General features: G+C 64.5%; 18 protein-coding genes. 10 read left to right on the top strand and 8 right to left on the bottom strand.

All coding sequences use genetic code 11. The features are described from left to right. Positions 1-52: 52 nt before the first annotated feature. From ACIQLI_RS15500 to ACIQLI_RS15485, 4 genes are all read right to left on the bottom strand, one after another. On the bottom strand, positions 53-1,081 hold the full coding sequence (locus ACIQLI_RS15500) for a hypothetical protein (RefSeq protein WP_354227976.1): 1,029 nt from the start codon (positions 1,079-1,081) through the stop codon (positions 53-55). 114 nt (positions 1,082-1,195) lie between these two features. Beyond that, entirely contained in the window at positions 1,196-2,926 is a 1,731-nt protein-coding gene (locus tag ACIQLI_RS15495; protein WP_400390063.1) for a helicase HerA-like domain-containing protein, read from the bottom strand. 3 nt (positions 2,927-2,929) lie between these two features. Continuing rightward, positions 2,930-3,448, bottom strand: coding sequence for a GNAT family N-acetyltransferase (locus ACIQLI_RS15490; protein ID WP_400390061.1), 519 nt, complete (start codon positions 3,446-3,448; stop codon positions 2,930-2,932). A 57-nt stretch (positions 3,449-3,505) separates the two neighbouring features. Continuing rightward, positions 3,506-5,449, bottom strand: a complete 1,944-nt coding sequence (locus ACIQLI_RS15485; protein WP_400390059.1) for an FAD/NAD(P)-binding protein — start codon at positions 5,447-5,449, stop codon at positions 3,506-3,508. 288 nt (positions 5,450-5,737) lie between these two features. Here ACIQLI_RS15485 and ACIQLI_RS15480 point away from each other — a divergent pair, with 288 nt between their 5' ends. From ACIQLI_RS15480 to ACIQLI_RS15450, 7 genes are read left to right on the top strand one after another with little or no spacing between them, the layout of a single operon-like run. Further along, positions 5,738-6,703: an amino acid ABC transporter permease gene (locus ACIQLI_RS15480; protein WP_354227305.1), complete on the top strand. Its 966-nt coding sequence runs from the start codon at positions 5,738-5,740 to the stop codon at positions 6,701-6,703. Further along, positions 6,700-7,626 (top strand): amino acid ABC transporter ATP-binding protein, encoded by a 927-nt coding sequence (locus ACIQLI_RS15475; protein WP_400390056.1) that lies wholly within the window; start codon positions 6,700-6,702, stop codon positions 7,624-7,626. Before ACIQLI_RS15480 ends, ACIQLI_RS15475 begins: the two co-directional genes overlap by 4 nt. An 8-nt stretch (positions 7,627-7,634) precedes the next feature. Then, a complete protein-coding gene (locus ACIQLI_RS15470; RefSeq protein WP_400390055.1) occupies positions 7,635-8,648 on the top strand; it encodes an ABC transporter substrate-binding protein in 1,014 nt (337 codons plus the stop codon). Beyond that, positions 8,645-9,811, top strand: a complete 1,167-nt coding sequence (locus tag ACIQLI_RS15465; protein WP_400390053.1) for an LLM class flavin-dependent oxidoreductase — start codon at positions 8,645-8,647, stop codon at positions 9,809-9,811. Before ACIQLI_RS15470 ends, ACIQLI_RS15465 begins: the two co-directional genes overlap by 4 nt. Further along, on the top strand, positions 9,795-10,640 hold the full coding sequence (locus ACIQLI_RS15460) for a DUF1684 domain-containing protein (RefSeq protein WP_400390051.1): 846 nt from the start codon (positions 9,795-9,797) through the stop codon (positions 10,638-10,640). Before ACIQLI_RS15465 ends, ACIQLI_RS15460 begins: the two co-directional genes overlap by 17 nt. Continuing rightward, positions 10,637-11,695, top strand: coding sequence for an LLM class flavin-dependent oxidoreductase (locus ACIQLI_RS15455; RefSeq protein ID WP_400390049.1), 1,059 nt, complete (start codon positions 10,637-10,639; stop codon positions 11,693-11,695). Before ACIQLI_RS15460 ends, ACIQLI_RS15455 begins: the two co-directional genes overlap by 4 nt. 9 nt (positions 11,696-11,704) lie before the next feature. Further along, positions 11,705-13,051, top strand: a complete 1,347-nt coding sequence (locus ACIQLI_RS15450; protein WP_354227317.1) for an NtaA/DmoA family FMN-dependent monooxygenase — start codon at positions 11,705-11,707, stop codon at positions 13,049-13,051. Positions 13,052-13,205: 154 nt separating this feature from the next. Here the strand turns inward: ACIQLI_RS15450 and ACIQLI_RS15445 are convergent, their stop codons facing one another. Next, positions 13,206-14,423 carry an FG-GAP repeat domain-containing protein gene (locus ACIQLI_RS15445; RefSeq protein ID WP_400390047.1) on the bottom strand — a complete coding sequence of 406 codons (1,218 nt, stop codon included), beginning with the start codon at positions 14,421-14,423 and terminating at the stop codon, positions 13,206-13,208. A 63-nt stretch (positions 14,424-14,486) separates the two neighbouring features. Next, positions 14,487-14,936, bottom strand: coding sequence for a GNAT family N-acetyltransferase (locus ACIQLI_RS15440; RefSeq protein WP_400390045.1), 450 nt, complete (start codon positions 14,934-14,936; stop codon positions 14,487-14,489). A gap of 77 nt (positions 14,937-15,013) precedes the next feature. Between ACIQLI_RS15440 and ACIQLI_RS15435 the strand changes: the two genes are divergently transcribed. After that, a complete protein-coding gene (locus ACIQLI_RS15435) occupies positions 15,014-15,943 on the top strand; it encodes a threonine/serine dehydratase (RefSeq protein ID WP_354227323.1) in 930 nt (309 codons plus the stop codon). Between the two features lie 94 nt (positions 15,944-16,037). Here the strand turns inward: ACIQLI_RS15435 and ACIQLI_RS15430 are convergent, their stop codons facing one another. Continuing rightward, positions 16,038-17,018, bottom strand: a complete 981-nt coding sequence (locus ACIQLI_RS15430; RefSeq protein WP_089596465.1) for an ABC transporter substrate-binding protein — start codon at positions 17,016-17,018, stop codon at positions 16,038-16,040. A 292-nt stretch (positions 17,019-17,310) separates the two neighbouring features. Between ACIQLI_RS15430 and ACIQLI_RS15425 the strand changes: the two genes are divergently transcribed. Together ACIQLI_RS15425 and ACIQLI_RS15420 are read left to right on the top strand one after the other, a co-directional pair. Then, positions 17,311-18,300 (top strand): LLM class flavin-dependent oxidoreductase, encoded by a 990-nt coding sequence (locus tag ACIQLI_RS15425; RefSeq protein ID WP_400390042.1) that lies wholly within the window; start codon positions 17,311-17,313, stop codon positions 18,298-18,300. Positions 18,301-18,396: 96 nt separating this feature from the next. Continuing rightward, positions 18,397-21,033, top strand: coding sequence for a trehalase-like domain-containing protein (locus ACIQLI_RS15420; RefSeq protein ID WP_400390040.1), 2,637 nt, complete (start codon positions 18,397-18,399; stop codon positions 21,031-21,033). Positions 21,034-21,110: 77 nt separating this feature from the next. Here the strand turns inward: ACIQLI_RS15420 and ACIQLI_RS15415 are convergent, their stop codons facing one another. Continuing rightward, positions 21,111-22,037 (bottom strand): AEC family transporter, encoded by a 927-nt coding sequence (locus ACIQLI_RS15415; protein WP_400390038.1) that lies wholly within the window; start codon positions 22,035-22,037, stop codon positions 21,111-21,113. Between the last annotated feature and the right edge of the window lie 20 nt (positions 22,038-22,057).

Genomic DNA, 22,057 nt, shown 5'->3' with positions numbered 1-22,057 from the left:
TTATGCTGGCGGGCTTGACCACCGCCAGGCCAGTGCGGCGAGCCAGGGAAGCTCAGAAGGTCAGCATCGGGGTGACCGTCACAGTGTCGGCGTCGACATCCAGTTGTGTGGTGAAGCTGAAATCGTGCTCCACATTGAGGTCGTTGACGTACCCGGTGAACAGGTTGATTTCCCGGGCAGTCAGGGTGGCCTTGCCGTTCAAGGGAGCCACCACCCATTTGCCGCCGAAGGGTTCGATGGTGATCTTGGGATAATCCGTGATGGCCCACTTGATGGTTCCGTCCACCACGCGCGCGTTGCTGGCATGGTAGAACGGGCAATCGGGCTGGAGTCGCTGCTGCTCCGTGGCCTGCGCCGCGCAGCTGTCCAGGAACTCCCGGACCTTCCCGGCGACGGCCTCGTTCATGGACTTGGTGGAACGCGTCTGCAGGTTCAGGGGAGCCTGGCCGCCGTCGCGTGTTGATACGAGGGCGGAGGTGGGCGGCGCCTCGAAGAAGGTCCCGTTGAGGCTGGCCTCGTACTTGCCGGGGAAGAAGACAGCGAAGGTGTTGCGGCCATTGGGCATATTGACGGGCACGCCATTGAGGGTGGCTTCGCTGGCATTGACCACCGTGACCTCAATGGTGGGCAACGTGGTGGGCACGAACGCCCACTTGGCGAAGAACAGCCACTGCGTCCCGGTCCGCTCCATGAGGAACTCGGTGTGGAGTTTGCTGCCGTCCAGGGTGTAGTCGACGGGGACTGCCACACGGTTGCTGCCCCGCGATTCCGGGTTCCCCACGGTGACGTCGGACATCTTGGACGCGGCGGTTTGCAGGGCGGTGCCGTCCAGCATGGCGGCGTTCGAGCTGGGCACTTTGGCCCGCAGGAGGCCCAGCGCTTCTTCGCCTTCACCCTTTTGCAGCGCCGCCAGGTACTCCTTGACGGGCTGTTGTGGGCTGGCCACCGACGAGCTCACCAAATTAATGCAGACGATGGCTCCGGCGGCAGCAAGCATCAGACCGAGCAGCCATCCGGCTGCGGTCTTGACGAACGCTTGACTCAACTGCACGCCCTTTACGTTACCTGCCACGGCAGCGATCACTGTGCAGGAAGGCCCCGATATGACGTATGTCCACCGATTGGAGAAGGCTCGACGGCGGGCGGCAGCAAGCATTGCCGCCACCCGGCGTCGTACTTGTGTCCGTCAGCGGGACTAGCGGCGGCGCCGTGAGGAGGTGCCGAAGACGCCGCGCATGAGGTCGCGGCCCAACTGCGTGCCCATGGACCGGACCATGCTTTTCAGCCCGCCGCCCAACGCCCCGCCGAGGGCGCCGGCGATGTCACCGAACATGCCATCCTGCTGGGCCGGAGCCTGCTGCGGAACTGGAGCAGGGGCGGGAGCCGGGTAGGACTGAGGTGAAGAGGACCGCGAGCTGGGACGGCCCAGGATCTCTTCCTCGATCCGGCGCGCTTCGGCATCGATGTCGGCCTGCGAAGCACCGGAAGCCCCGGAACCCCCGGAAGATGAAGCAGGCACCGGTGGCATCCCCGGAGCAGCATCGCCGGTGGATACGGCGGCTTGGCCATTCAACTTCTCGTACGCGGAGAGGTTGTCCACGGCGGTGCCGTACTTGACCAACAGTGAGGACGCCGCAACCGTACTGCGAATGAGATCGTCTGTGCTGGGCCCCATCACGGACTCCGGCGCACGGAGCCGGGTCAAAGCAACGGGTGTGGGCGCGCCCTTTTCATTCATGACGGTGATGACGGCCTCGCCGATGCCCGCGGAGGTGAGCGTCTCTTCGAGGTCGTAGTCACTGACGGGGAACGTGGACACGGTGGCCTTCAACGCCTTGGCATCCTCTGGGGTGAAGGCGCGCAGGGCGTGCTGGATACGGTTGGCCAGCTGGCCCAGGACGTCGGCAGGAACATCCTTGGGCGTCTGCGTGACGAAGAAGATGCCCACGCCTTTGGAGCGGATAAGCCGGACGGTGGTGGTGATGGCGTCGAGGAAGGCCTTGGAGGCGCCGTTGAACAGCAGATGGGCCTCGTCCAGGAAGAAGACCAGCTTGGGCTTGTCCAGGTCGCCTGCTTCGGGGAGGTCCTCGAAAAGGTCGGCCAGGAGCCACATGAGGAACGTGGAGAACAGCAGCGGCTTGGTCTGGAGGGTAGGAAGCTCAAGGCAGCTGATGACACCCCGGCCATCCGGCGCTGTGCGGAGCAGTTCGGCGGTATCGAACTCGGGCTCACCGAAGAACTTCTCCATTCCCTGGGCCTCAAGGGTGACCAGTTCGCGCAGGATCACGCCGGCGGTGGCTTTGGAAAGCCCGCCAAGGTTGGCGAGTTCGGCCTTGCCCTCGTCCGAGGTCAGGAACTGGATGACCGCACGGAGGTCCTTGAGGTCGATCAGTTCCAGGTTGTTCTTGTCCGCGAAGTGGAAGATGAGCTGGAGGCTGGACTCCTGCGTGTCGTTCAAATCCATGATTCTGGAGAGCAGGATGGGCCCGAACGAGGTGATGGTGGCGCGGACGGGAATACCGTGTCCGTCGCCGCCCAGCGACAGGAACTCCACCGGGAAATTCTTCGCAGACCAATCCTGGCCCAGCGCCGACGTACGTGCCGTCAGCTTCTCGCTGCCAGTGGCCGGCGTCGCCAATCCTGACAGATCGCCTTTGATGTCCGCGAGGAAAACCGGAACACCTGCCGTACACAGCTGCTCGGCAATCATGTGCAGCGTGACCGTCTTGCCGGTGCCCGTGGCGCCGGCAACCAGTCCGTGCCGGTTCATCATGGCCAGCGGCAAGCGGACTTGGGCCTCTTTGTGGATTTCGCCATCAACAATCGCGGCACCCAGCTCGATGGTGGCACCCTCCAAGGTGTAGCCCTGCTGGATGGTGGCGAGTTTTTCGGCAGTTGTTGCAGTGGGTTTGTTGGCCATGCGCATAGCTTAGCTCTGCGCGGCAAGATCCTTGCTGAACGCCAAATGCTTGATTTCCTCGGGGTCTGCCGCGAGGTCGAACAGCGCCTTGTAGCCGGTGGCGAGGTAGAGGTTCTTCGCCTCAGGCTGGCGCGGCCCGGTGGTGAGGTAGAGCTTCCGGTAGCCCCGGCGTCGGGCTTCATTTTCCAGTTCCGTCAGGACCACGCGTGCCAGGCCGCGGCGACGGTGGGCCGAATGCGTCCAGATCCGTTTGAGCTCGGCCGTGTGTTCGTCGTAACGGCGGAATGCGCCGCCTGCCACGGACTCGCCGTTCTCCTGGATGATGACCAGCGCACCGTGCGGGGCCTCGAATTCCTCGGCCGGGTATCGGTTCAGTTCCTCCGCGGCCCCTTCACTGCTGAACAGGTCCCCGTAGCGGGTGTTGTATTCGACGGCGAGCTCGTCCAGGAGCGGACGGACACGGGGATCGCGCATGGGCAGCCGAAGGACGGTAAGGCCCGACGTCGGCAGGGTTGGCGTTGTGGTCATGTCAGGCCTTTCGTAGGTGGAACCCAAGTAGGTAGCAGTTAATGCCGTTTTGAGGGCTCATAACGGCGTTAACTGCGACTCAGTTGGGCGGGCGGCAGCAACAGCGGACAGGATCCGGCGTGCCAGGGCGTCGTTCTCCCGGAAGGGTGCTGCGTTGGTGTTGGGCCGCGCGAACGCCCCTGCACCCCAACCGGACGTCCACGGACCCACCGCGAACAAACCCCTCTGGGGTGTACCAACAGGGGACAACACCTGGTGATTCCCGGAGACCAGCAGCTTTCCTGTGGAGTGCGCGCTCTCGGAGGTGAGGAGCCGTTGTTCGGTGCCCCATCCGGCGTCGTGCAGGTCCGACAACGCAGGGTTGGCGGAACGTTCCACCGAAGCGGCAGGCAGCCGCGCCTCAATGTACGCGGCGGCGTCCACCACCACGGGCGATTGGAACGTCCCGGCCACGAACCTGCCTACGGAATCGTCGGCACGGACCCACATGCCCGGACCCAGGAACTTGAGGAACCCGGCCCGGTGAAGTGCCAGCATCTCGCGGAGGCGGTGGGAGGGCGGCCCGGAGTCGACGAAACTGAAGAAGCCGTGCCACCAACCATGGATGGTCTGCTGGGAGCGGGCGTTGAGCCGTTCTTGCGGGACCAAACGGCCCAGGTCCATGTAGACGAACAACAAAGCGGTGAACAGGGCCAGGGTCTCGGAGTGGTCGGGGCTGGTGCGGAGGTCAAGGTCGCGCTGGATGTAAGCGGCCACTGAGCGCTGCACGGTGTCGTGATCGGCGAATGCACAACCACTGAGCGGGTGGTCCAGCTTCTCGAGGTCCAGGCGCAGCGACGGATCCGGCACGGAGAAGTTGACCAGTTCTTCGCGGGCAGCGCTGTACCAATCAACGGCGTCGAAACGCGACTCAAAGCTGGTCCACGTCCCCAGCACCCGCTCCGGGTAGCCGGTGAAGAGCTCGCGGTAGTAGGCATAGCCGGCGTCCTTGGCGATCAAAGGCCACAAGTGCGTGCGGAAATCGAGTTCCTGATGCCTGGTGAGCAGCGCATCGATAGCGGAGGAAGTGAAGTACCGCGGCTTGGCGATCGGTTCGCCGCGCAGCGTGGAGGAGATCTTGGAGTGGAACGGCACACCGCGGCGGGACCCCGCCCAGACCCGCGGTTCGGCGCCGGAGGCTACGTAGTCCAGCTGGCCGTCGGGCGTTTCTTCGAAGCGGCCGCCACGGCCCTCGAACAGCAAAACCAGCAGGTCCACGAACGCCAGGCCCATCCCGGAAACGATCACGTCCTGCCCGGGTTCAATCGCGGAGTAGTCCACGTCCGTGGTGTACGACGGCGGCGCATGGAACCCGCCGTGCCGGGCAGCGAACTTGCTGAGGCGGGCGGACTCGGGGTCGGGAACGGAATCTGTGTGGCCCAACGCGTACACCACGACGTCGGCCAGCACCTCGGCGCCGGAAGCCAGCCGCACGCGGTGCGGACCGTCGTCGGACCCAGCGGCGTCGCCAACAGAACGCTCGACGGCGGTGGCCGTGTCGCGGTGCACAGTCACCGTCACCTCGGGGCCGAGGGAGCTGACGGCCCGGCCGAAGAACCACTCAAGGTACTTGCTCTGAAGCTGACGGGTGGGAAAGGAAGCGGGGGTCAACGACCGGAGCTGCGCGAGCAGGTGCGGCTCCAGCGGGGGAACATCCCGGATGCTGCCGTCCAGCACGCCGGCAGCCCAGGTGGAGAGGCCGGGACCTTCAACGGTCGGGCCGTCGCAAGCTACGGAGGCATCCGTAAACATGGTGACGTCCGCGGCCGTTGAGTTCAGCAGCAGCCCGGGATCCTGGTCATAGCGCCAGATCCTCCCGGAACCGGGTTGATGGGGTTCGATGACGTGGATGTGCAGGGGACCGCCGAAAAGTTCCGGCCGGTTGGCTGCAAGCCGTTCGAGGACACCGGCCGTGCGCGGGCCGCCGCCGATGAAGGCGATGGCTGGTACTCGTGACGGCATGGGATCTCCTGAAAAACAGTGGTTGGTGATGCCCAATCTAAGGACGAAGCAGGCTGCCGGTCGAGGCGGCAGTAATCGCCGTTCACCACACGTCACGTCACGTTAAGGCGCGCAAAGAAGGGACGCATATGGCGCCTCATGACGGCGATTGTGACGTCGTGCGAACCCCTGCGAAGCCGCGCGAAGTCCAGTGAAGAAGTGCAAATTCCCGCCTTGCTGCGGGGTTTCGCACGCCCATAGATTGGCAGCCATCCGATAGACAACAACCGATCTGAAATGAGGTGGCGCATGAGTGCAATCGCACCGCCTGCCACGGCGGACACTGCACCGCCCACCCCGGATTACTCCGAGTACAAGCTGGTTCCGGCCCGGCACCCCTGGCGATGGGTGGGCACTGTGCTGGTAGCTGCCGGCGTGGCCGCCATTGCGTGGTCGCTGGTGACCAACCCGCGCTGGGAGTGGGGCGTGGTGGCCGAGTGGTTCACCGCCCAGTCGGTGGTCAATGGCCTCATTGAAACCCTCAAGCTCACGGCCATCTCCGGCGTCCTGGGCTTCGTCCTGGGGTTCATTCTGGCCCTGATGCGCTTGTCAGCTTCGCCGCTGCTGGTCTCGGTGTCCTGGACGTTCTCCTGGATCTTCCGCTCCACCCCGCTGCTGGTCCAGCTCCTCCTTTGGTACAACCTGGGCTACCTGTACGAGAAGATCAGCCTGGGCATCCCGTTCACGGACGTCCGTTTCTTCGAGGCCCAGACCACCACGCTCATCAGCCAGTTCGCCGCTGCGGTCCTCGGCCTCACCTTGAACCAGGCTGCCTACTCCGCCGAAATCATCCGCGGCGGCATTCTCTCCGTGGACCAGGGCCAGCTCGAGGCTGCCTCGGCCCTGGGCATCCCGGCATGGAAGCGTTCCACCAGGATTGTGCTGCCCCAGGCCATGCGCGCCATCCTGCCCAACGCGTTCAACGAGATCATCGGCCTGGTCAAGGGCACCTCGATTGTCTACGTGCTGGCCTACTCCGAACTCTTCTACACGGTCCAGGTCATCTACAACCGGACCCAGCAGGTGCTTCCGCTGCTGCTGGTGGCCACGCTCTGGTACGTGGTGATCACCTCGGTGCTGAGCGTCTTCCAGTACTACATCGAACGGCACTTTTCCAAGGGCGCCCTGCGGACCCTGCCGCTCACTCCGTTGCAGAGGGCCCGGAAGTTCTTCACCACCCACGTTGCTGCCACTCCCACGAAGGAATCCCGATGACCACCGTCTTCTCTTCCTCCGAAGCGGCCGCTGCCGCCCACCTCGCTGAGGCCAAGCTGGCCAACGGTTCAGGCTCGCCCTCACCTTCCCAGGATGACAAGGGCACGACGGCGGCCCGGCCCGCCCCGGCGGCCAAGACGGCCACGCGCGGCCAGGTGGACATCACCAATGTCCGCAAGTCCTTCGGCGCCACGGAAGTCCTCAAGGGCGTTTCCTTGTCCGTCCCGCCGGGTGGCGTTGCAGTGATCGTGGGTCCTTCCGGGTCGGGCAAGTCCACCTTGCTGCGCACCATCAACCACTTGGAAAAAGTCGACGGCGGATACATCACCATCGACAGCGAACTGGTGGGCTACGAAGTCCGCGGCAACAAGCTCCACGAACTGCGTGAGAAGGACATCCTCAAGCAGCGCACCAACATTGGCATGGTGTTCCAGAGTTTCAACCTGTTCCCACACCTCACTGCTTTGGAGAACGTCATCGAGGCGCCCATCGTGGCCCAGAAGCGCTCCAAGGCCGAAGCCCGGAAGCGCGGACTGGAACTCCTGGACCGGGTGGGCTTGAAGGACCGCGCAGACGCCTACCCGCGCCAGCTGTCCGGAGGCCAGCAGCAACGCGTGGCGATTGCCCGGGCGCTGGCGCTTGATCCCAAGATCCTCCTATTTGACGAGCCCACCTCCGCGTTGGACCCGGAACTCGTCAACGAGGTCCTGGACGTCATCCGCGAACTGGCAAAGTCCGGCACCACGCTGATTGTGGTCACCCACGAGATGGGCTTTGCCCGGGATGTCGCGGACACCGTGGTCTTCATGGACCAGGGCCAGATCGTCGAATCCGGCACCCCTCAGGACATCTTCGCGAACCCGCGCGAGGAACGTACGCGCAGCTTCTTCTCCAAAGTCATCGAACCAGCTTTCAACATCTAGGACACCCCATGCTTCGCACCACCCGTAGTTCCGCCTCCACCACCAAGAGCAAGCTGTTGGCGCTCGCTGTACTTCCCGCCGTCGTGCTTCCCGTGCTGGCCGGGTGCTCCGACCCTGGAGCGTCGGCAGCCAAGCCGGAGTCCGAAGCCGCCAAGAACGGCGTTGTCTACAACACCTCAGTGGACCAGAACCGGATCCGCGGCGAGAAAGACGGCGCTGCCTCCGCCGCTGTCCCCGCAACGATTGCCAAGGACGGCAAGCTGACCGTGGCCACCACAGCCGGCTCCATCCCGCTGTCCTTCCACGCCACGGATGACAAAACGCCGATCGGTGTGGAGGTGGACATCGCCCAACTGGTGGCCGACAAGCTCGGGCTGGAGCTGGACCTTCAGGTGACGTCGTGGGAGAACTGGCCGCTCAAGACCCAGTCCGGTGACTTCGAAGCCGTATTCTCCAACGTGGGGATCAACGCAGCCCGCGTGAAACTGTTCGACTTCTCCACGTACCGCGCCGCGTACATGGGCTTTGAAGCGAAGAAGAGCTCCACGTACGACATCAAGGGTTCGGACGACGTCTCCGGCCTGAAGATCTCCGTGGGTTCCGGCACCAACCAGGAAAAGATCCTGCTGGCGTGGAACAAGGAGCTCGAGGACAAGGGCAAGGCACCGGCTACCCTGCAGTACTACTCCTCTGACGCCGACACCATTCTGGCGCTCTCCTCCGGCCGCACGGACTTGAACCTGGCACCGTTCCCGTCCGTGACGTACCGCGAAAACACCCGCGACGACCTCAAGGTAGTAGGCAAGGTCAACGCCGGATGGCCGGCCGAAACGCTGGTGGCTGCCACGACCCTCAAGGGCAACGGACTGGCCCCGGCCATCACCGACGCCCTGAACTCCACCATCAAGGACGGCTCCTACGGCAAGGTCCTGGAACGCTGGGGCCTCTCCGAGGAAGCCATTCCGGAATCCAAGACCGTCACCGAAGCGACGTTTGGGACCCCTGCCGGGACCACCAAATGAAGTTCCAGGTCCTTGACATCATCCCCCACCTGAAAAACCCGGTGACGGGGGAGATCGTCTCCACCGCTGATCGCCTGAACCAGGTGGTACAGACGGCCCGACGGGCCGAGGAACTCGGATTCGACAGCTTCTCCGTGGGGGAACGTCACGCCGGCGAGTTCGTCTCGTCCTCCCCGACGACGGTACTCGCCGCGATTGCCGCCGTCACCGGCCGCATCCGCCTGCAGACCGGCGTTACTGTTCTCTCCGTCCTGGACCCGGTACGTGTGGCCGAGGATTACGCCACGATCGACCAACTCAGCCGTGGCCGCCTGGAACTGGTGATCGGCAAAGGCAACGAAGTCCTGCAATACCCGCTCTTTGGCCTGTCACTGGATGACCAGTGGGACCTGCTGGCTGAGAAGTACGCACTCCTGCGGGCACTGTGGCGGAAGGAAAGCGTCATCTGGTCGGGCCGCTTCAGGCCCGCACTCACCGAGCCAACCACGACGACGCCCCGCCCCTTCGCGGGATCGCCCCGGATTTGGCACGGCTCGGCTACAACCCTGACGTCCGCTGCGCTCGCCGCCAAGTGGGGGGATCCGCTGTTCACGGCCAATGCCATCCAACCGCGGGAAAACTACAAGGTCCTGATCGACCACTACCGCGAAGAGTACGAGCGCCAGGGGCACGATCCCCGGCACCAGTACCTGGGTTCGGGCAGCGGCGCAGGCGGTGTGTTCATCGCGGACACCACTCAGGAAGCCATCCGCCAGTACGGGCCTGTTTATGAAGCACTGACCGCCAACCGGAATGTCCCGGGAAACAATTCGCCGTTCCGGGACATCCAGCACGCCGTCGCTGAGGGGCCGGCATTGGTGGGCAGCCCGGAGCAGGTCATCGATAAGATCCTCAGCTACCACTCGCTGTACCACCACGACCTCCAGTCAATCTCCCTGCCCACCACACTGCCCTTCGAACAGCAGCTGGAGATCCTTGAACGTTTCGCGCTGGAGGTCATCCCGGCTGTCCGGGCTTCTGCGCCGACCACCCTGTGGGAGTCCAGCGATCCCTTCGGTGGCCGACCCGAATTCGCCGGGGCCACCGAACCCGACGCCGCCGCAGCAGTCACAGCAGACCACGCCTTGAACAGGAGCGATACCGCACATGTCTTTGCACACTAAAAGCTCTACGAGCACCGAAACCGCCCTCGAATCCTTCGACGAGGAATGGCAGGAATGGCACGCCGCCCATGAGCGTCACCGTGCCCACCCCCACGGTTTCCTCGCCGTAACCCACCTGCACTGGCTCAGCAGCGAGGCAACCCGGCTGGAAGGTGCGCCGGGAACGTGGAGTGTGGACGCCGACGTCGTACGTGTCGTCCTGGAGCCGGGCGAGAGCCTGCAACAGGACGGCGTGGAACTGAAAAGTGGCGAGCCGCTCGAGTTCGGTCCCATCGAGGAACGCGGTGGCATCAACCTGGTCTCAAGCGACACCGTGATTGAGGTGGCCAAGCGCGGCGGCGAGTACATTGTGCGGCCGCGGAACCCGTCCAACACCCTCTTGCAGGAATACCAAGGCACGCCCGCCTACACACCCAATGCTGCGTTTGCCGTGGCCGGTACTTTTGTCCCGTTTGAGGCTCCGCGACCCACGACGGTGGGGGCCGCCGTCGAGGGCATCCAGCACGTGTACGAGGCTCCCGGGGAGATTCGGTTCATACTGGCCGGCGAAGAACTGGCACTGACCGCGTTCAACGGACATGCTCCGGGCTCCTTGTCCGTGCTGTTCACTGACCAGACGTCCGGGAAGACCACCTATGCGGCCAACCGCTCGCTGTCTGTGGTTCCCGCCGCGGATGGCTCGGTGGAGCTCGACTTCAACCGGGCCGTCAACCTTCCGTGCGCCTACACCGACCTCGCCACGTGCCCGCTGCCGCCCGCCGAAAACCGCCTGCCCGTGGCCATCGAAGCCGGCGAAAAGATTCCCTACGAACGTCAGGACCAGAAGTGAGTTCCTCCAACCACAACAAGGCCGGATTCCTGGCCATTGAACTCGACGGTGCCGGCTATGAGAACCTTGCCACGGCCGTCCTCACCGCCGAGTCCGCGGGTTTCCACGTGGCAACTTTCACGGACGGGCGGGTTCCCGGGCGTGCCAACGCCCTGCAGCGTGCCGCGTTTGCCGGCCCCGTCACCCGTACCATCGCGGTGGTCCCGGAAGTGGACACCGTCTACACGGAGCCGTTCCACATCTCCACGCAGCTCGCGAGCCTGGACTACGTCTCCGGTGGCCGCGCCGGGTGGATCGTGACCGCCGCCGAATCGCCCGAGGCCGCTGCCGCCGTCGGACGCTCTTCCGTTATTGGCGACGCCCTGGTGCAGGAAGCCGCCGCGTCCATCGAGGTTGGCCGGCGGCTGTGGGACTCGTGGGAGGACGACGCCGTGATCCGCGACGTCGCCACGGGCCGGTACATCGATGTGGACAAGCTGCACTATGTGGACTTCGAAACGCCCTCCGATTTCCCGGGTCCGGGCTATTCCGTGAAGGGTCCGTCCATCATTCCGAGGCCGCTGCAGGGCCAGTTGCCGGTGCTTGCTGCTGCGTCGCTGGTGGGCGATGGCCTGGTTCCGGTTGACGCTGTTGACGCTGTCCTGGTGTCCGCGCCGACGCCGGAGCTGCTCGCCGCCGAGGTCCGCGACGTGCGCGCCCGGCTGGGTGTCTCGGTAGTGGTTGTGGCAGAGCTCGACGTCGTCCTTGACTCGCGTGGGGAAGCTGCGGTTTCGCGTTCTTTGTCCGCTCAAGAGAATGGCCGCGCGCGGTTTGTTGGCTCGCCGGCAGATCTCACCGAGCTGCTCGACTCGCTGTTGGGGGAGGCCGACGGCGTTCGTCTTCATCCGGCTGCCCTGCACGTGGAGCTGGACGAACTTTCCCGGGTAGTCCTTCCGGAACTTCGTCGCCGCGGTTCCTTGCGGGCGCCTCTCCAAGACGGTACGTTCCGCGATCTGCTGGGCCTCGGCCCCGCGGAAAACCGCTATGCAACCACCGCTTCCGGCTCAGGAAAGTAAAGGAACACCATGACACGCGACATTTTCCAGCCGAGCGGCCAGATCCAGTTCGGAATCTTCTTCCAAGGCGTCAACTCCGGCACCATTTGGAAGGCCGCAGAATCCGGTTCGCAGACGGACTTCGAGTCGTTCCGCCGGCTCGTCCAGACCGCAGAGCGCGGCAAGTTCGCTGCCTTCTTCCTGGGCGAAGGATTGCGTCTTCGCGAGCACCTCGGCCGCCCGCACGCCCTGGACGTGGTGGGCCGTCCGGACGCGCAGACCATGCTTGCCGCGCTGGCTGCAGTGACCACGAACATCGGTTTGGTGGCCACCCAGAACACCACATACAACGATCCCGCTGACCTCGCGCACCGTTTGTCCTCCCTGGACCTGATCTCCGGTGGCCGCGCTGCGTGGAACATCGTCACCACGGACAACGCCTGGACCGGAGCGAACTTCCGCCGTGGGGGATACCTGGACCACGCGGACAGATACCGCCACGCGGAAGCCTTTGTTGAGACCGCCAAGAGGATCTGGGATTCGTGGGAAACGCCCACCGGTCCAGCGCGGAGGGTCCTTCATGAAGGTCAGCACTACACCGTGGACGTCACCCCGTTGTTGCCCCGAAGCGCCCAGTACCGTCCCGTGCTCTTCCAAGCGGGAGACTCACCTGAAGGCCGCGACTTCGCAGCCCGCCAGGCCGACGTGATCTTCTCCGCGCATCCGAAGTTCGACAACGCCGTGGAATTCCGCCGCGACATTGTTGCCCGTTCGGTCGCAGCCGGCCGCGGCGCCAATGCCGTCCAGATCATGCCGGCCAGCGAATTCATCCTCGCCGCCACCGATCAGGAAGCCCGGGAAAAGAAGGACTGGGTCCGTAGCCTCCAGATCGGCCCGCAGCAAGCCATCGCCTACCTGGAGCAGTTCTGGGGCCGCGAACTCTCCTCCTACGATCCCGATGGACCCCTTCCGGAGATCGATCCCGTGGTGGAAGAAACGTCGGAAACCCGCGGCAGCGGATTCCACGGCGCGAAGGCCCGGCAGCTCGCCGATCAGTGGAGGGCCGAGGCCAAGGACAAGGGCCTTTCCATCCGCCAGTTCGTCACGTCCAAGACGGCACGCGTCGACGCCACTTTTACCGGCTCCTACACAGCCGTTGCCGATCATTTGGCCGAATACGCCCGGGTTGGCGCCGTGGACGGGTTCAACATCTCGCCGTGGCTGGTCCCCACCGGCCTGGATGACATCGTGAACCACTTGGTGCCCGAGCTCCAGGAACGCGGCGTCTACCCCACGGAATACCGCGGCACCACACTCCGTGAAAATCTGGGACTGGAGACGCCGGTGCGCTCAACAGAGTCGGTGCGGGTCCCATGAGCACGGGCCGCCTGCTGCAGCTCTGCCGGCGCTGGTTTGGTTTCACGCCGGGCCAGCACGGCGGAGCGCCCGACGGCGGCGGGCCGGGTGCCGCCGTCGTCGACGGTTCGCGCGGGACCGTCAGCCTGCAGCTGACGGTGTGGGGGCAGCCGCTTTAGAGCAGTTCCTTGAAGACGTTCCAACCCTGGCCGATGGGCCCGTAAGGGCCATACAGCCCTGAGTTTGAAGCGCCCGTAATGTAACTGAGAAGGTTGCCGTTGGCGTCAACGGCAGAGAGCTCGTTGTATTTCGAGTGGCTGGAACTGCCGATTCCGGCGACCGCGGAAAACGTCTCCCACCCCGGGCCGAGGGACGCAGGTTCCTCCCAGCCGCCCTCGCCGTCAGTGGGGTACTGGTGCAGGTAGCCGTCCTGGTCGCGTCCGAAGATGTCCACGGCACCATCGGCATTCATGTCGCCGCCGGTGATGATCTTGTTCATGACCTGCCAGCCCCAGCCCACCTGGTCGCGGGGGAGCCAGCCACCTTCGCCGTCGCCGGGGTAAAGGAAAAGACCACCTGCTGCGTCGCGTGCCAGCACATCGTTGGTGCCGTCGCCATTGAAGTCGCCAGGACCCACGATGGTATTGAAGACGTTCCAGCCCTGGCCAACCTGCTCGCGATCGAGCCAGCCACCCTCACCGTCGCCGGGGTAGAGGAAGAGTTTGCCTGCGGCGTCCCGGCCGAGGAGATCGTTGAAGCCGTCGCCGTCGAAGTCGCCGGGGGAGACGACGATGTCAAAGACATTCCATCCTTGTCCCACCTGCTCGGGTTCGTCCCATGAACCCCAATATGCAGGGCAGGGACCCTCGCACATGCCTTTGTAGTACGTGTAGGTCCGGGGGTAGAGGATGAGCCTGCCGTCGTGCGTCCGGGCGAGGGGCTCAAAGTTGCCCCGGCCGGTCCACCCCATGGCCCGGCTGGAGGCTTTCACGGGCAGGGTTTCCGAACTCAGCTGCGTGCCGGTGGGGCAGCCCTGGTTTCCCGGGGTGAGCGGATGGACCCGCATGGATATCCGGCTGCCCTGGTCCTCGGGGAGGATCCGCAAGGTTTCGCCTTGCCGTTCCTCCGGGAGCGCCTCGCCGTCGCGCAACCATTCCAACGTAATGGCGTCGCCCTCGCCTTCCGGATTCCTGCAGCCCCAATAGCTGTAGTCGTACTGGCGGCGCAGCTCGGCACCCACGTACGGGGCGCCGTCGATGATGGGCGTTGGTTGGTTGTCCGCGGTGGCAGGCGGTGCGCCGGTGGCAAGCAGCCCTGACGTCAGCAGCCCGGCAGCCAAGGCCATCGCTGAAAGCGTTAAAAACCGTGTGGTGCGTGCTCGAACGTTCCCCATGATGTTCCCCCGGAAGCCTGCGTTGACGTTTGTGCTGACGTTACCGCACGAGGCGGCCGGCGGTCAGGAGGCGTTGGGGTTCGGTGCCACCATGAAGACGTCGACTGGGTCCTCGGATTCCAGTAGGAAACCATGCCGCTCATACAAGTGGCGGGCGGCGCTGCCTTGAAGCACGTTCAAACGGAACGGGCGTTCGTCAACGGAGGCCGTCATGACATGCCTCAGCACGGCAGCGCCCAGGCCCCTGCCTTGATGGGTGGGAGCAACATAGAAGTGCTCGATCCACCGCGTGTCCGGTTCGGGACGAACGGCAATGACGCCGGCATCCACGCCGTCGGTATGGATGATGTAAGTGTGCTCCGGCTGGAAACCGTTCAGGAAGCGCTCGCGTACACGGACGGGATCGAAACGCTCCAAGCGTTCAAGGTCCGGGCGCATCACCACGGCCCGGAGTTCCGCTATCCAGGCAGCGTCCGAGGCAACGGCAGGGCGGAGGGCAAAATCGGCAGACATGGATCAAGCCTATGCCGCCCGCGCTCAGCCCACCCGTGCAAACCATAGGATGAAACGGACGGAAAGGTGCAGCCACGATGGTCACACGCGAAGAAGTAGAAGCAGCGTACTCACGTACAGCGGGCTGGGTCCGCCACACGCCCCTTGCCGAGAGCGGCGACCAGGAGCCGTACCACCTGTGGTTCAAATGCGAATACATGCAGCACACGGGCTCCTTCAAAGCCCGTGGCGCGTTCAATCGCCTGCTCACAGCGAAGGAGAACGGCGAACTGGACCCGGCCGTCGGCGTCGTGGTGGCGTCCGGCGGCAACGCAGGCCTGGCCAACGCGTACGCGGCAGCCAAACTCGGAGTCCCGGCAACGGTGTTCGTCCCGGAGTCCGCACCGGCGAACAAAGTCCACAAGCTCTATGCCATTGGCGCCACCGTGGTCCAGGGTGGGGCCGAGTACGCCGAAGCCTATGCGGCTGCCGTGCGCTTCGCCGAGGAGAAGGGCGCGGTCTACTGCCACGCCTACGACCAGCCGGAGATCGTGGCCGGCGCCGGTGGGGTAGGGCTGGAACTGCTGGATGAACTGCCCGACGTCGACACCATCCTCGTTGCGGTTGGCGGCGGCGGATTGATGGGCGGCATTGCGGCCGCGGCAGAAGGCAGGGCTCACGTTGTGGGCGTCGAACCTGAAACAGTTCCAACTTTGCACACGGCGTTGGCCAAGGGTGAGCCCGTGGACGTGGCTGTCTCCGGGATCGCCGCTGATTCCCTGGGGGCCCGGCGGATTGGTGAGATCGGCTTCGGAGTTGCCCGCCGCACGGGTGTCCAGAGTGTCCTGGTCACGGACGAGGACATCATCCAAGCGCGTCGTGCCCTCTGGGAGAAGCACAGGATAGTGGTGGAACACGGCGCCGCCGCAGCCTATGCTGCATTGCTGTCCGGCGCTTACACCCCACGGGCGGGCGAAACGGTGGCAGTGATCCTCTGCGGGGCCAACACGGACCCCGCCCACTTCTAACCGCACCCAGTTGGGCCAGCGGGCGCAAAGAATCCCCGCCGGTGATGTCCGGCGGGGATTCGGCGTCGGCAGGTCTGCCCTGCCACAGCGGTTCCTACTTTTTGGGCAGGCCTGCCGGGTTCAGTTCGGACGCGGGAATCGCCTCGGAAGAGAGGCCCCAGCGGTCCAGGATCTTGCCGTAATTGCCGTCCTTGATGAGGGTGTTGAGTGCGGCCTGGGCAGCCACGGCCAAGCCGTTGCCCTTCTGGGTGGTGAAGGCGATTTCGGCCTTCAGCGGCCAACCGCCTTCGAGGGTGCCCACTTCCTTGGTCTTGCCGTCCTTGGCTGCCTTGTAAGCTGCCGAAGCGTTGGGCCCGAACGTGAGGTCCGCGCGTCCTGACTGGAGCGCGAGCTGGGAGGCGGAGTCGTCGTCGTAATACTGGAACTCAACCGGCTTCAGGCCGTTCTTCTTGTTCTCCTCGTCCCAGCGGACCAGGATGGCTTCCTGGTTGGTGCCCGAGCCGACGATGATGCGCTTGCCGGCCACGTCCTTGGCTTCCTTGATGGGAGAGATGTCAGCGTCGGACTTGGCATAGAAGCCCAGGAGGTCGTTGCGGTAGGTGGCGAAGTCGAACTTCTCCTTGCGCGCCTCGGTGACGGTCACGTTGGAGAGCACAGCCTCGTATTTGCCGGACTCGACGCCCAGTGGCCAGTCAGCCCATGCCACGGGAAGAACCTCAACCTGCAGGCCCAGGCTCTCGCCCACGGCATAAGCGATGTCCACTTCACTGCCGATCAGGGTCTTGTTGTCCGTGGCGAAAGTGCTCAACGGGGGAGTGCCGCCGGTGGTCACCACGGTCAGCTTGCCATCGGCTTTGATGGCGTCCGGAACCAGGGCAGCCGCGGCGGAGTCCACCGTCACCTTGATGCGGTCCTGCTGCGGGGTGAGGTTGAACTCTTTGGTGGAAGAGCTCGACGCCGGAGCGGACGCCCCTGTCGCCGCCGTCGCACCCGGGTCCGAGCAGGCCGCGAGCCCGAGCAAAGCGGTGGCGGCCAGCGCCGCGGTGACGCCGGTCTTGGCTGCAAAACGTGCCATTGGTTCTCCTTGGGTTCGTCCTGGTCATCGCGACAGGGCGGTCTGATGCGTACTTGTGGCTGCAACTATCCGGCAGCCCACTAATACAGGTCAAAGTGCTCTGAAACGCTGGGATACAGGGGTTCATGGCGGTTAATCGGGCGTCGAACGGGGTCACAAAAGCCACCCGAAGGAGGGCCGAAACCACCGGGCGACGCAACTCACAGAAATAAGCCGGGTGCCGCCGTCGTTGTCGCTTAAGTGTCCGGCAACAAAAATGCGGGCACCGCGCAACGTACCGAAAGGCATCCCCGTGACTGTTCCTCTTTCCATCCTCGACCTGGCGACCATCGGGAAGGGCCAGACGGCGGCGGAAAGCCTCGCGGGCAGCGTGGCCATGGCGCAGAAGGCCGAAGAGCTGGGCTACCGGCGCGTCTGGTACGCCGAGCACCACAACATGTCCGCGATCGCTTCCTCGGCCACGAGCGTGCTGATCGCCCACGTCGCCGCCCACACCAACACCATTCGCCTGGGAGCCGGCGGCGTCATGCTGCCCAACCATTCACCGCTGACCATCGCGGAGCAGTTCGGCACGCTCGAGACGCTGCACCCGGGACGGATCGACCTCGGACTGGGACGCGCACCGGGCAGCGACCAAAACACCATGCGGGCACTGCGCCGCGACCACACGTCCTCGGACAGGTTCCCGCAGGACGTACTGGAACTTCAGGGCTACCTCACCGGACCCACCCGCATCCAGGGTGTCGAAGCGACGCCGGGCAAGGGCACCAACGTACCGCTCTACATCCTGGGATCCTCGCTGTTCGGCGCCCAGTTGGCCGCTCAGTTGGGCCTTCCCTACGCGTTTGCTTCACACTTTGCGCCGGCTGCCCTGCAGGACGCAGTTGCCGTCTACCGACGCGAGTTCAAGCCTTCCGAGCAGTTGTCGGAGCCCCATGTCATCGCGGGCGTCAACGCTACTGCCGCGGATTCCAACGCCGAGGCCCAGGCCATCCACCTTGCTGTGAAGCGTGCCCGCGTTTCGTTGTTCTTTGGTGGTGGCCGCGAGTTCACGGACGACGAAGCGGACATGGTGCTCGACTCCCCGCAGGGCCAGCACATCGCCCAGATGATGAAGTTCTCAGCTGTGGGAACCAAGGACGTGGTGCGCGATTACCTGGACGAGTTTGCGGCGTTCGCTGACGCCGACGAGCTGATCGTGGCGCACCAGAGCATCGGCACCGAAGAACGTTTGCGGTCCGTGGAACTGGTGGCCGAGGTAGCGGGCCTGGTTCCCGCATAAATCCAAGGAAAGACTTTACTCGTTGGTAATCAACGAGGTATGCAAGCGAAACCGTCCGGGCGGAGACTGTAGCTATCCGCTTCGGAAGGGGCTGCCATGCCTACGCATTTGAATCAATCGGTTGCCGATTCCGCGCTGCTGATGAAATCGCTCCCGCTTGGCCTGCTCCGGACCGTGCTCCAATCCGATGCGGAGAACGGCATCAGCCCGCAGTTGTTCGCGGAGCTCAGGGTCCTGGCCCGGGTTCCTGGGTTGCTGGTGGCCTGTAACTACGGCGGCACCCTCTGCTCGGCGGAGGGCGTTTCCACAGAGACCTTGCCCCTGGACAGCGCAGCCGTGGCGCTCCGTGCGCTGGCTGCGCTGCCGAACACGCACACGGCCATCATTTCCGGCCGGTCCCTCAGGGATCTGGCCGCGGTGTCCAGGCTGCCGGCGGAGGTCCACCTGGTGGGGTCCCACGGGGTGGAGTTCGACATGGGCTATGCCTACACGCTCTCGCTCGCCACAGAACAGTTGCTCCAACAGGTGGCCACCGCCCTGACGGAAGCCATCGGTTTCGAAAAGGGCATCAGCGTTGTCCGCAAGCCTGTGGGCGTCGCTGTGCACACCCGGCCGGCAACACCCGAAGTGGTGGACAGGGTGATCTTCGCTTCGCAGAAAATCGCCATCGAGTTTGGCCTGTACTTCATCATCGACGGAACGGTGCTGGACCTGACTGTCGAAGAACCAGCCAAGGGCCAAGCCTTGGAACAGCTCCGTGCGAGGCTTGGCGTCAGCGCCGCGCTGTACGCGGGCGACGCCGAGAGCGATGAAAAGGCGCTCGCCACCCTGCGTGGACCGGACCTTGGCCTGCACGTCGGACTGGGGGATACGACGGCGGGACACACCATTCCGGATCCGGAAGCCTTTGCCCACGTGCTGGCTTTGTTGTTCGAACTGCGGCGGGCGTGGCTGTTCGGTGAGGACGCGGTGGGCCTGGAGCGGCATTCGATGATCGGCAACGGCAGCTCGACGGCGTTGATCACCCCGGACGCGAAGGTCTGCTGGATGAGCCACCCCCTGCCGGATTCCGGATCCTTGTTTGCCCATATCCTGGGCGGAGATCCCGCCGGCCATTTCAGCATTGAGCCTGTGAAGCCATCCCCGGTTCTGGCGCAGCGTTACGTGGACAACACCATGATCGTGGAAACCCGCTGGGCCGATGTCACAGTGACCGACTATCTGGAGCCCGCACCGGAGGGCATCACCAGCCTGGTCCGGGTCCTGTCCGGGACGGGTAAGGCACGCGTGGTGTTCGCGCCAAGGCCCGACTACGCGAATGCGCCGTTCAACATGGAGATCCGCGGCGACGAGGTCCACATCATCGGGACGTCGGACCCGATCATCCTCTCGGCGCCGGGCGTCGCTTTCACCATCACCAACGACGCCAAGTACGCCACGGCCACGGCAGAGGTCGCATTGGGTGATGGTCCTGTAGTGCTGAATATGCGCTGCGGTGACACTGAGCCGCCACCCGCGGACCCGGCAGGCGAACCTCACCGGCGTGCCGCCGTCGGGCTGGCAGCGCGTGAGTGGGTCAAGGCACTGCAGCTGCCCACCATCAAGACCTCACTGGTGCCGCGGTCCGCGCTGGTACTGAAGTCGCTGGTCCACGAGCCCACCGGCGCGGTACTGGCGGCACCCACCACGTCCCTGCCGGAGGGCATTGGAGGCACGCGTAACTGGGATTACCGGTATTGCTGGCTGCGGGACGGGTCCATGACGGTGAACTCGTTGGTGTCGTTGGGATCCACGGAAGAGGCCGACGGTTTTCTGGGCTGGCTTGGCCGGATCCTGGAAAACGCGCCGGGGCCGGAGTGGCTCCACCCGCTCTATTCGGTGACGGGCGCGCCGCTGTCCACGGAAGCCATTGTGGAAAGCCTTCCCGGTTATGCGGGATCGCGGCCGGTGCGGATCGGCAACGCCGCGGACCATCAGGTGCAACTGGACGTGTTCGGGCCCATCGCCGAACTGATCCACGATCTCGCCGAGCGGCGCGGGTTCCTTCCGGACCAGCACTGGTTCCTCATGGAGCAGATGGCGCACGCCGTGCTGGCCCGCTGGCACGAGCCGGACCATGGGATTTGGGAAGCCCGCCGGCCGCCGCGGCACCACGTGTACACCAAGGTCATGTGCTGGGTGACGCTGGATCGGGCGCTCCGGGCTGCCGCTTTGCATGGCCGGGTTCCGCATGCGGACTGGTCACCCACCGCGAATACCATTCGGGAGGAAGTGCTGCGTGAGGGCTGGGATTCCTCCGCCGCTTCCTACACGGTGGCCTATGACAGTCCGGACCTGGACGCCGCCGTCCTGCACATCGGCTTGTCCGGTCTGCTGGACGCCCAGGACCAGCGCTTCCTGAACACCGTGACTGCCGTTGAACGCGAACTGCGCGTGGGGCCCACCGTTTTCCGGTACAGGTACGACGACGGCCTGCCGGGTTTGGAAGGTGGCTTCCACATCTGTACTACCTGGTTGATCGAGGCGTATCTGGCAGTGGGTCGCTTGGACGATGCGCTGGAGTTGTTCAACCAGCTGGTGGCGCTGTTCGGTCCCACGGGCCTGCTGCCCGAAGAGTACGATCCCGGTACCGAAACGCACTTGGGCAACCATCCCCAGGCGTACTCACACCTGGGCTTCATCCGCTGTGCGCAGCTCCTGGACCACTATTTGGCCAGTGCGGACGTGGAGTAACCCAAGTAAGTCGCAGCAGAGCGCGTTTTGAGCGCTGAATACGCGCACAATTGCGACTCAGCTGGGTGCTGGTGCGGCTAGGCGAGCAGCAGCGCCACCGCGATCATGGCGGGAACGGCCACGATGGTGGTGATCAGCACGGTGTCCTTGGCTACAGTGATTCCTGCTTGGTACCGGTTGGCCGCGACGAATACGTTCTGGGCAGTGGGCAGCGCAGAAGTCACCACCACGGCGAAGAGCGCGTGGCCCTCCATACCCAACGCAAAGCGGGCAAAAACGTACGCGATCAGCGGATGGACTATGAGTTTGAAGCCGCTGGCCAGCAGGGTGTCCAGCCTCCGCCCGGCTTCCTTCTGCAGGGGTTTGGAACCGTTGAGGCTCATGCCAAAGGCCATCAGCATGGCGGGGATTGCCGCTCCGCCAATCAAGTGGATGGGTTCCAGGATGAGCGTCGGCACCCGAAAACCGGTCCCCGCTACCAGCAGGCCGAGCGCAGAGCCCACGATCATGGGGTTCTTGACGATCATCAGCAGGAAGCGCAGGGGAGTGGTGCGGTGCGTGCTGGTGCTGGCATCCAGGGCCATCAGGTACATCGGCGTGAAGAACGCGAGCTGGAAGATCAGCAGGGGCGCCACATAACTCGCGTCGCCCAGGACAAATACGGCGATGGGGATGCCGAGGTTGGCCGAGTTGGCCAAGGATGCGCTCATGGAGGACATGAGGGCTTCGGGCATGTCCCGTTTCAGCCAGAATTTCACGATCAGGAAGAACAACAAGCCGGTGAGTACTGCGCCCACGGCGGTGACCAGGAGCGGGGCGGCGAAGACGTCATGCAGCTTGGCCTTACTCAGTGTCTCGAAGAGAAGCGCCGGGCTTGCAACGAAGAATGTCAGCGAGCTCAACACCGAACGCGCGTTCGCGCCCAGGATTTCCCGACGTCCCACGAACATGCCCACCAGGATGATGGCCCAGACAACAAAGAACCCGGACAGGACACCGATCATGGCGTTGTGCGGGCGGAGGG

Origin of the sequence: Paenarthrobacter sp. NPDC091669 (assembly GCF_044756725.1) — a bacterium.
GTDB classification, from domain to species: Bacteria; Actinomycetota; Actinomycetes; order Actinomycetales; family Micrococcaceae; genus Arthrobacter; species Arthrobacter bambusae_C.
This window is presented reverse-complemented; position numbering and strand designations above follow the sequence as displayed.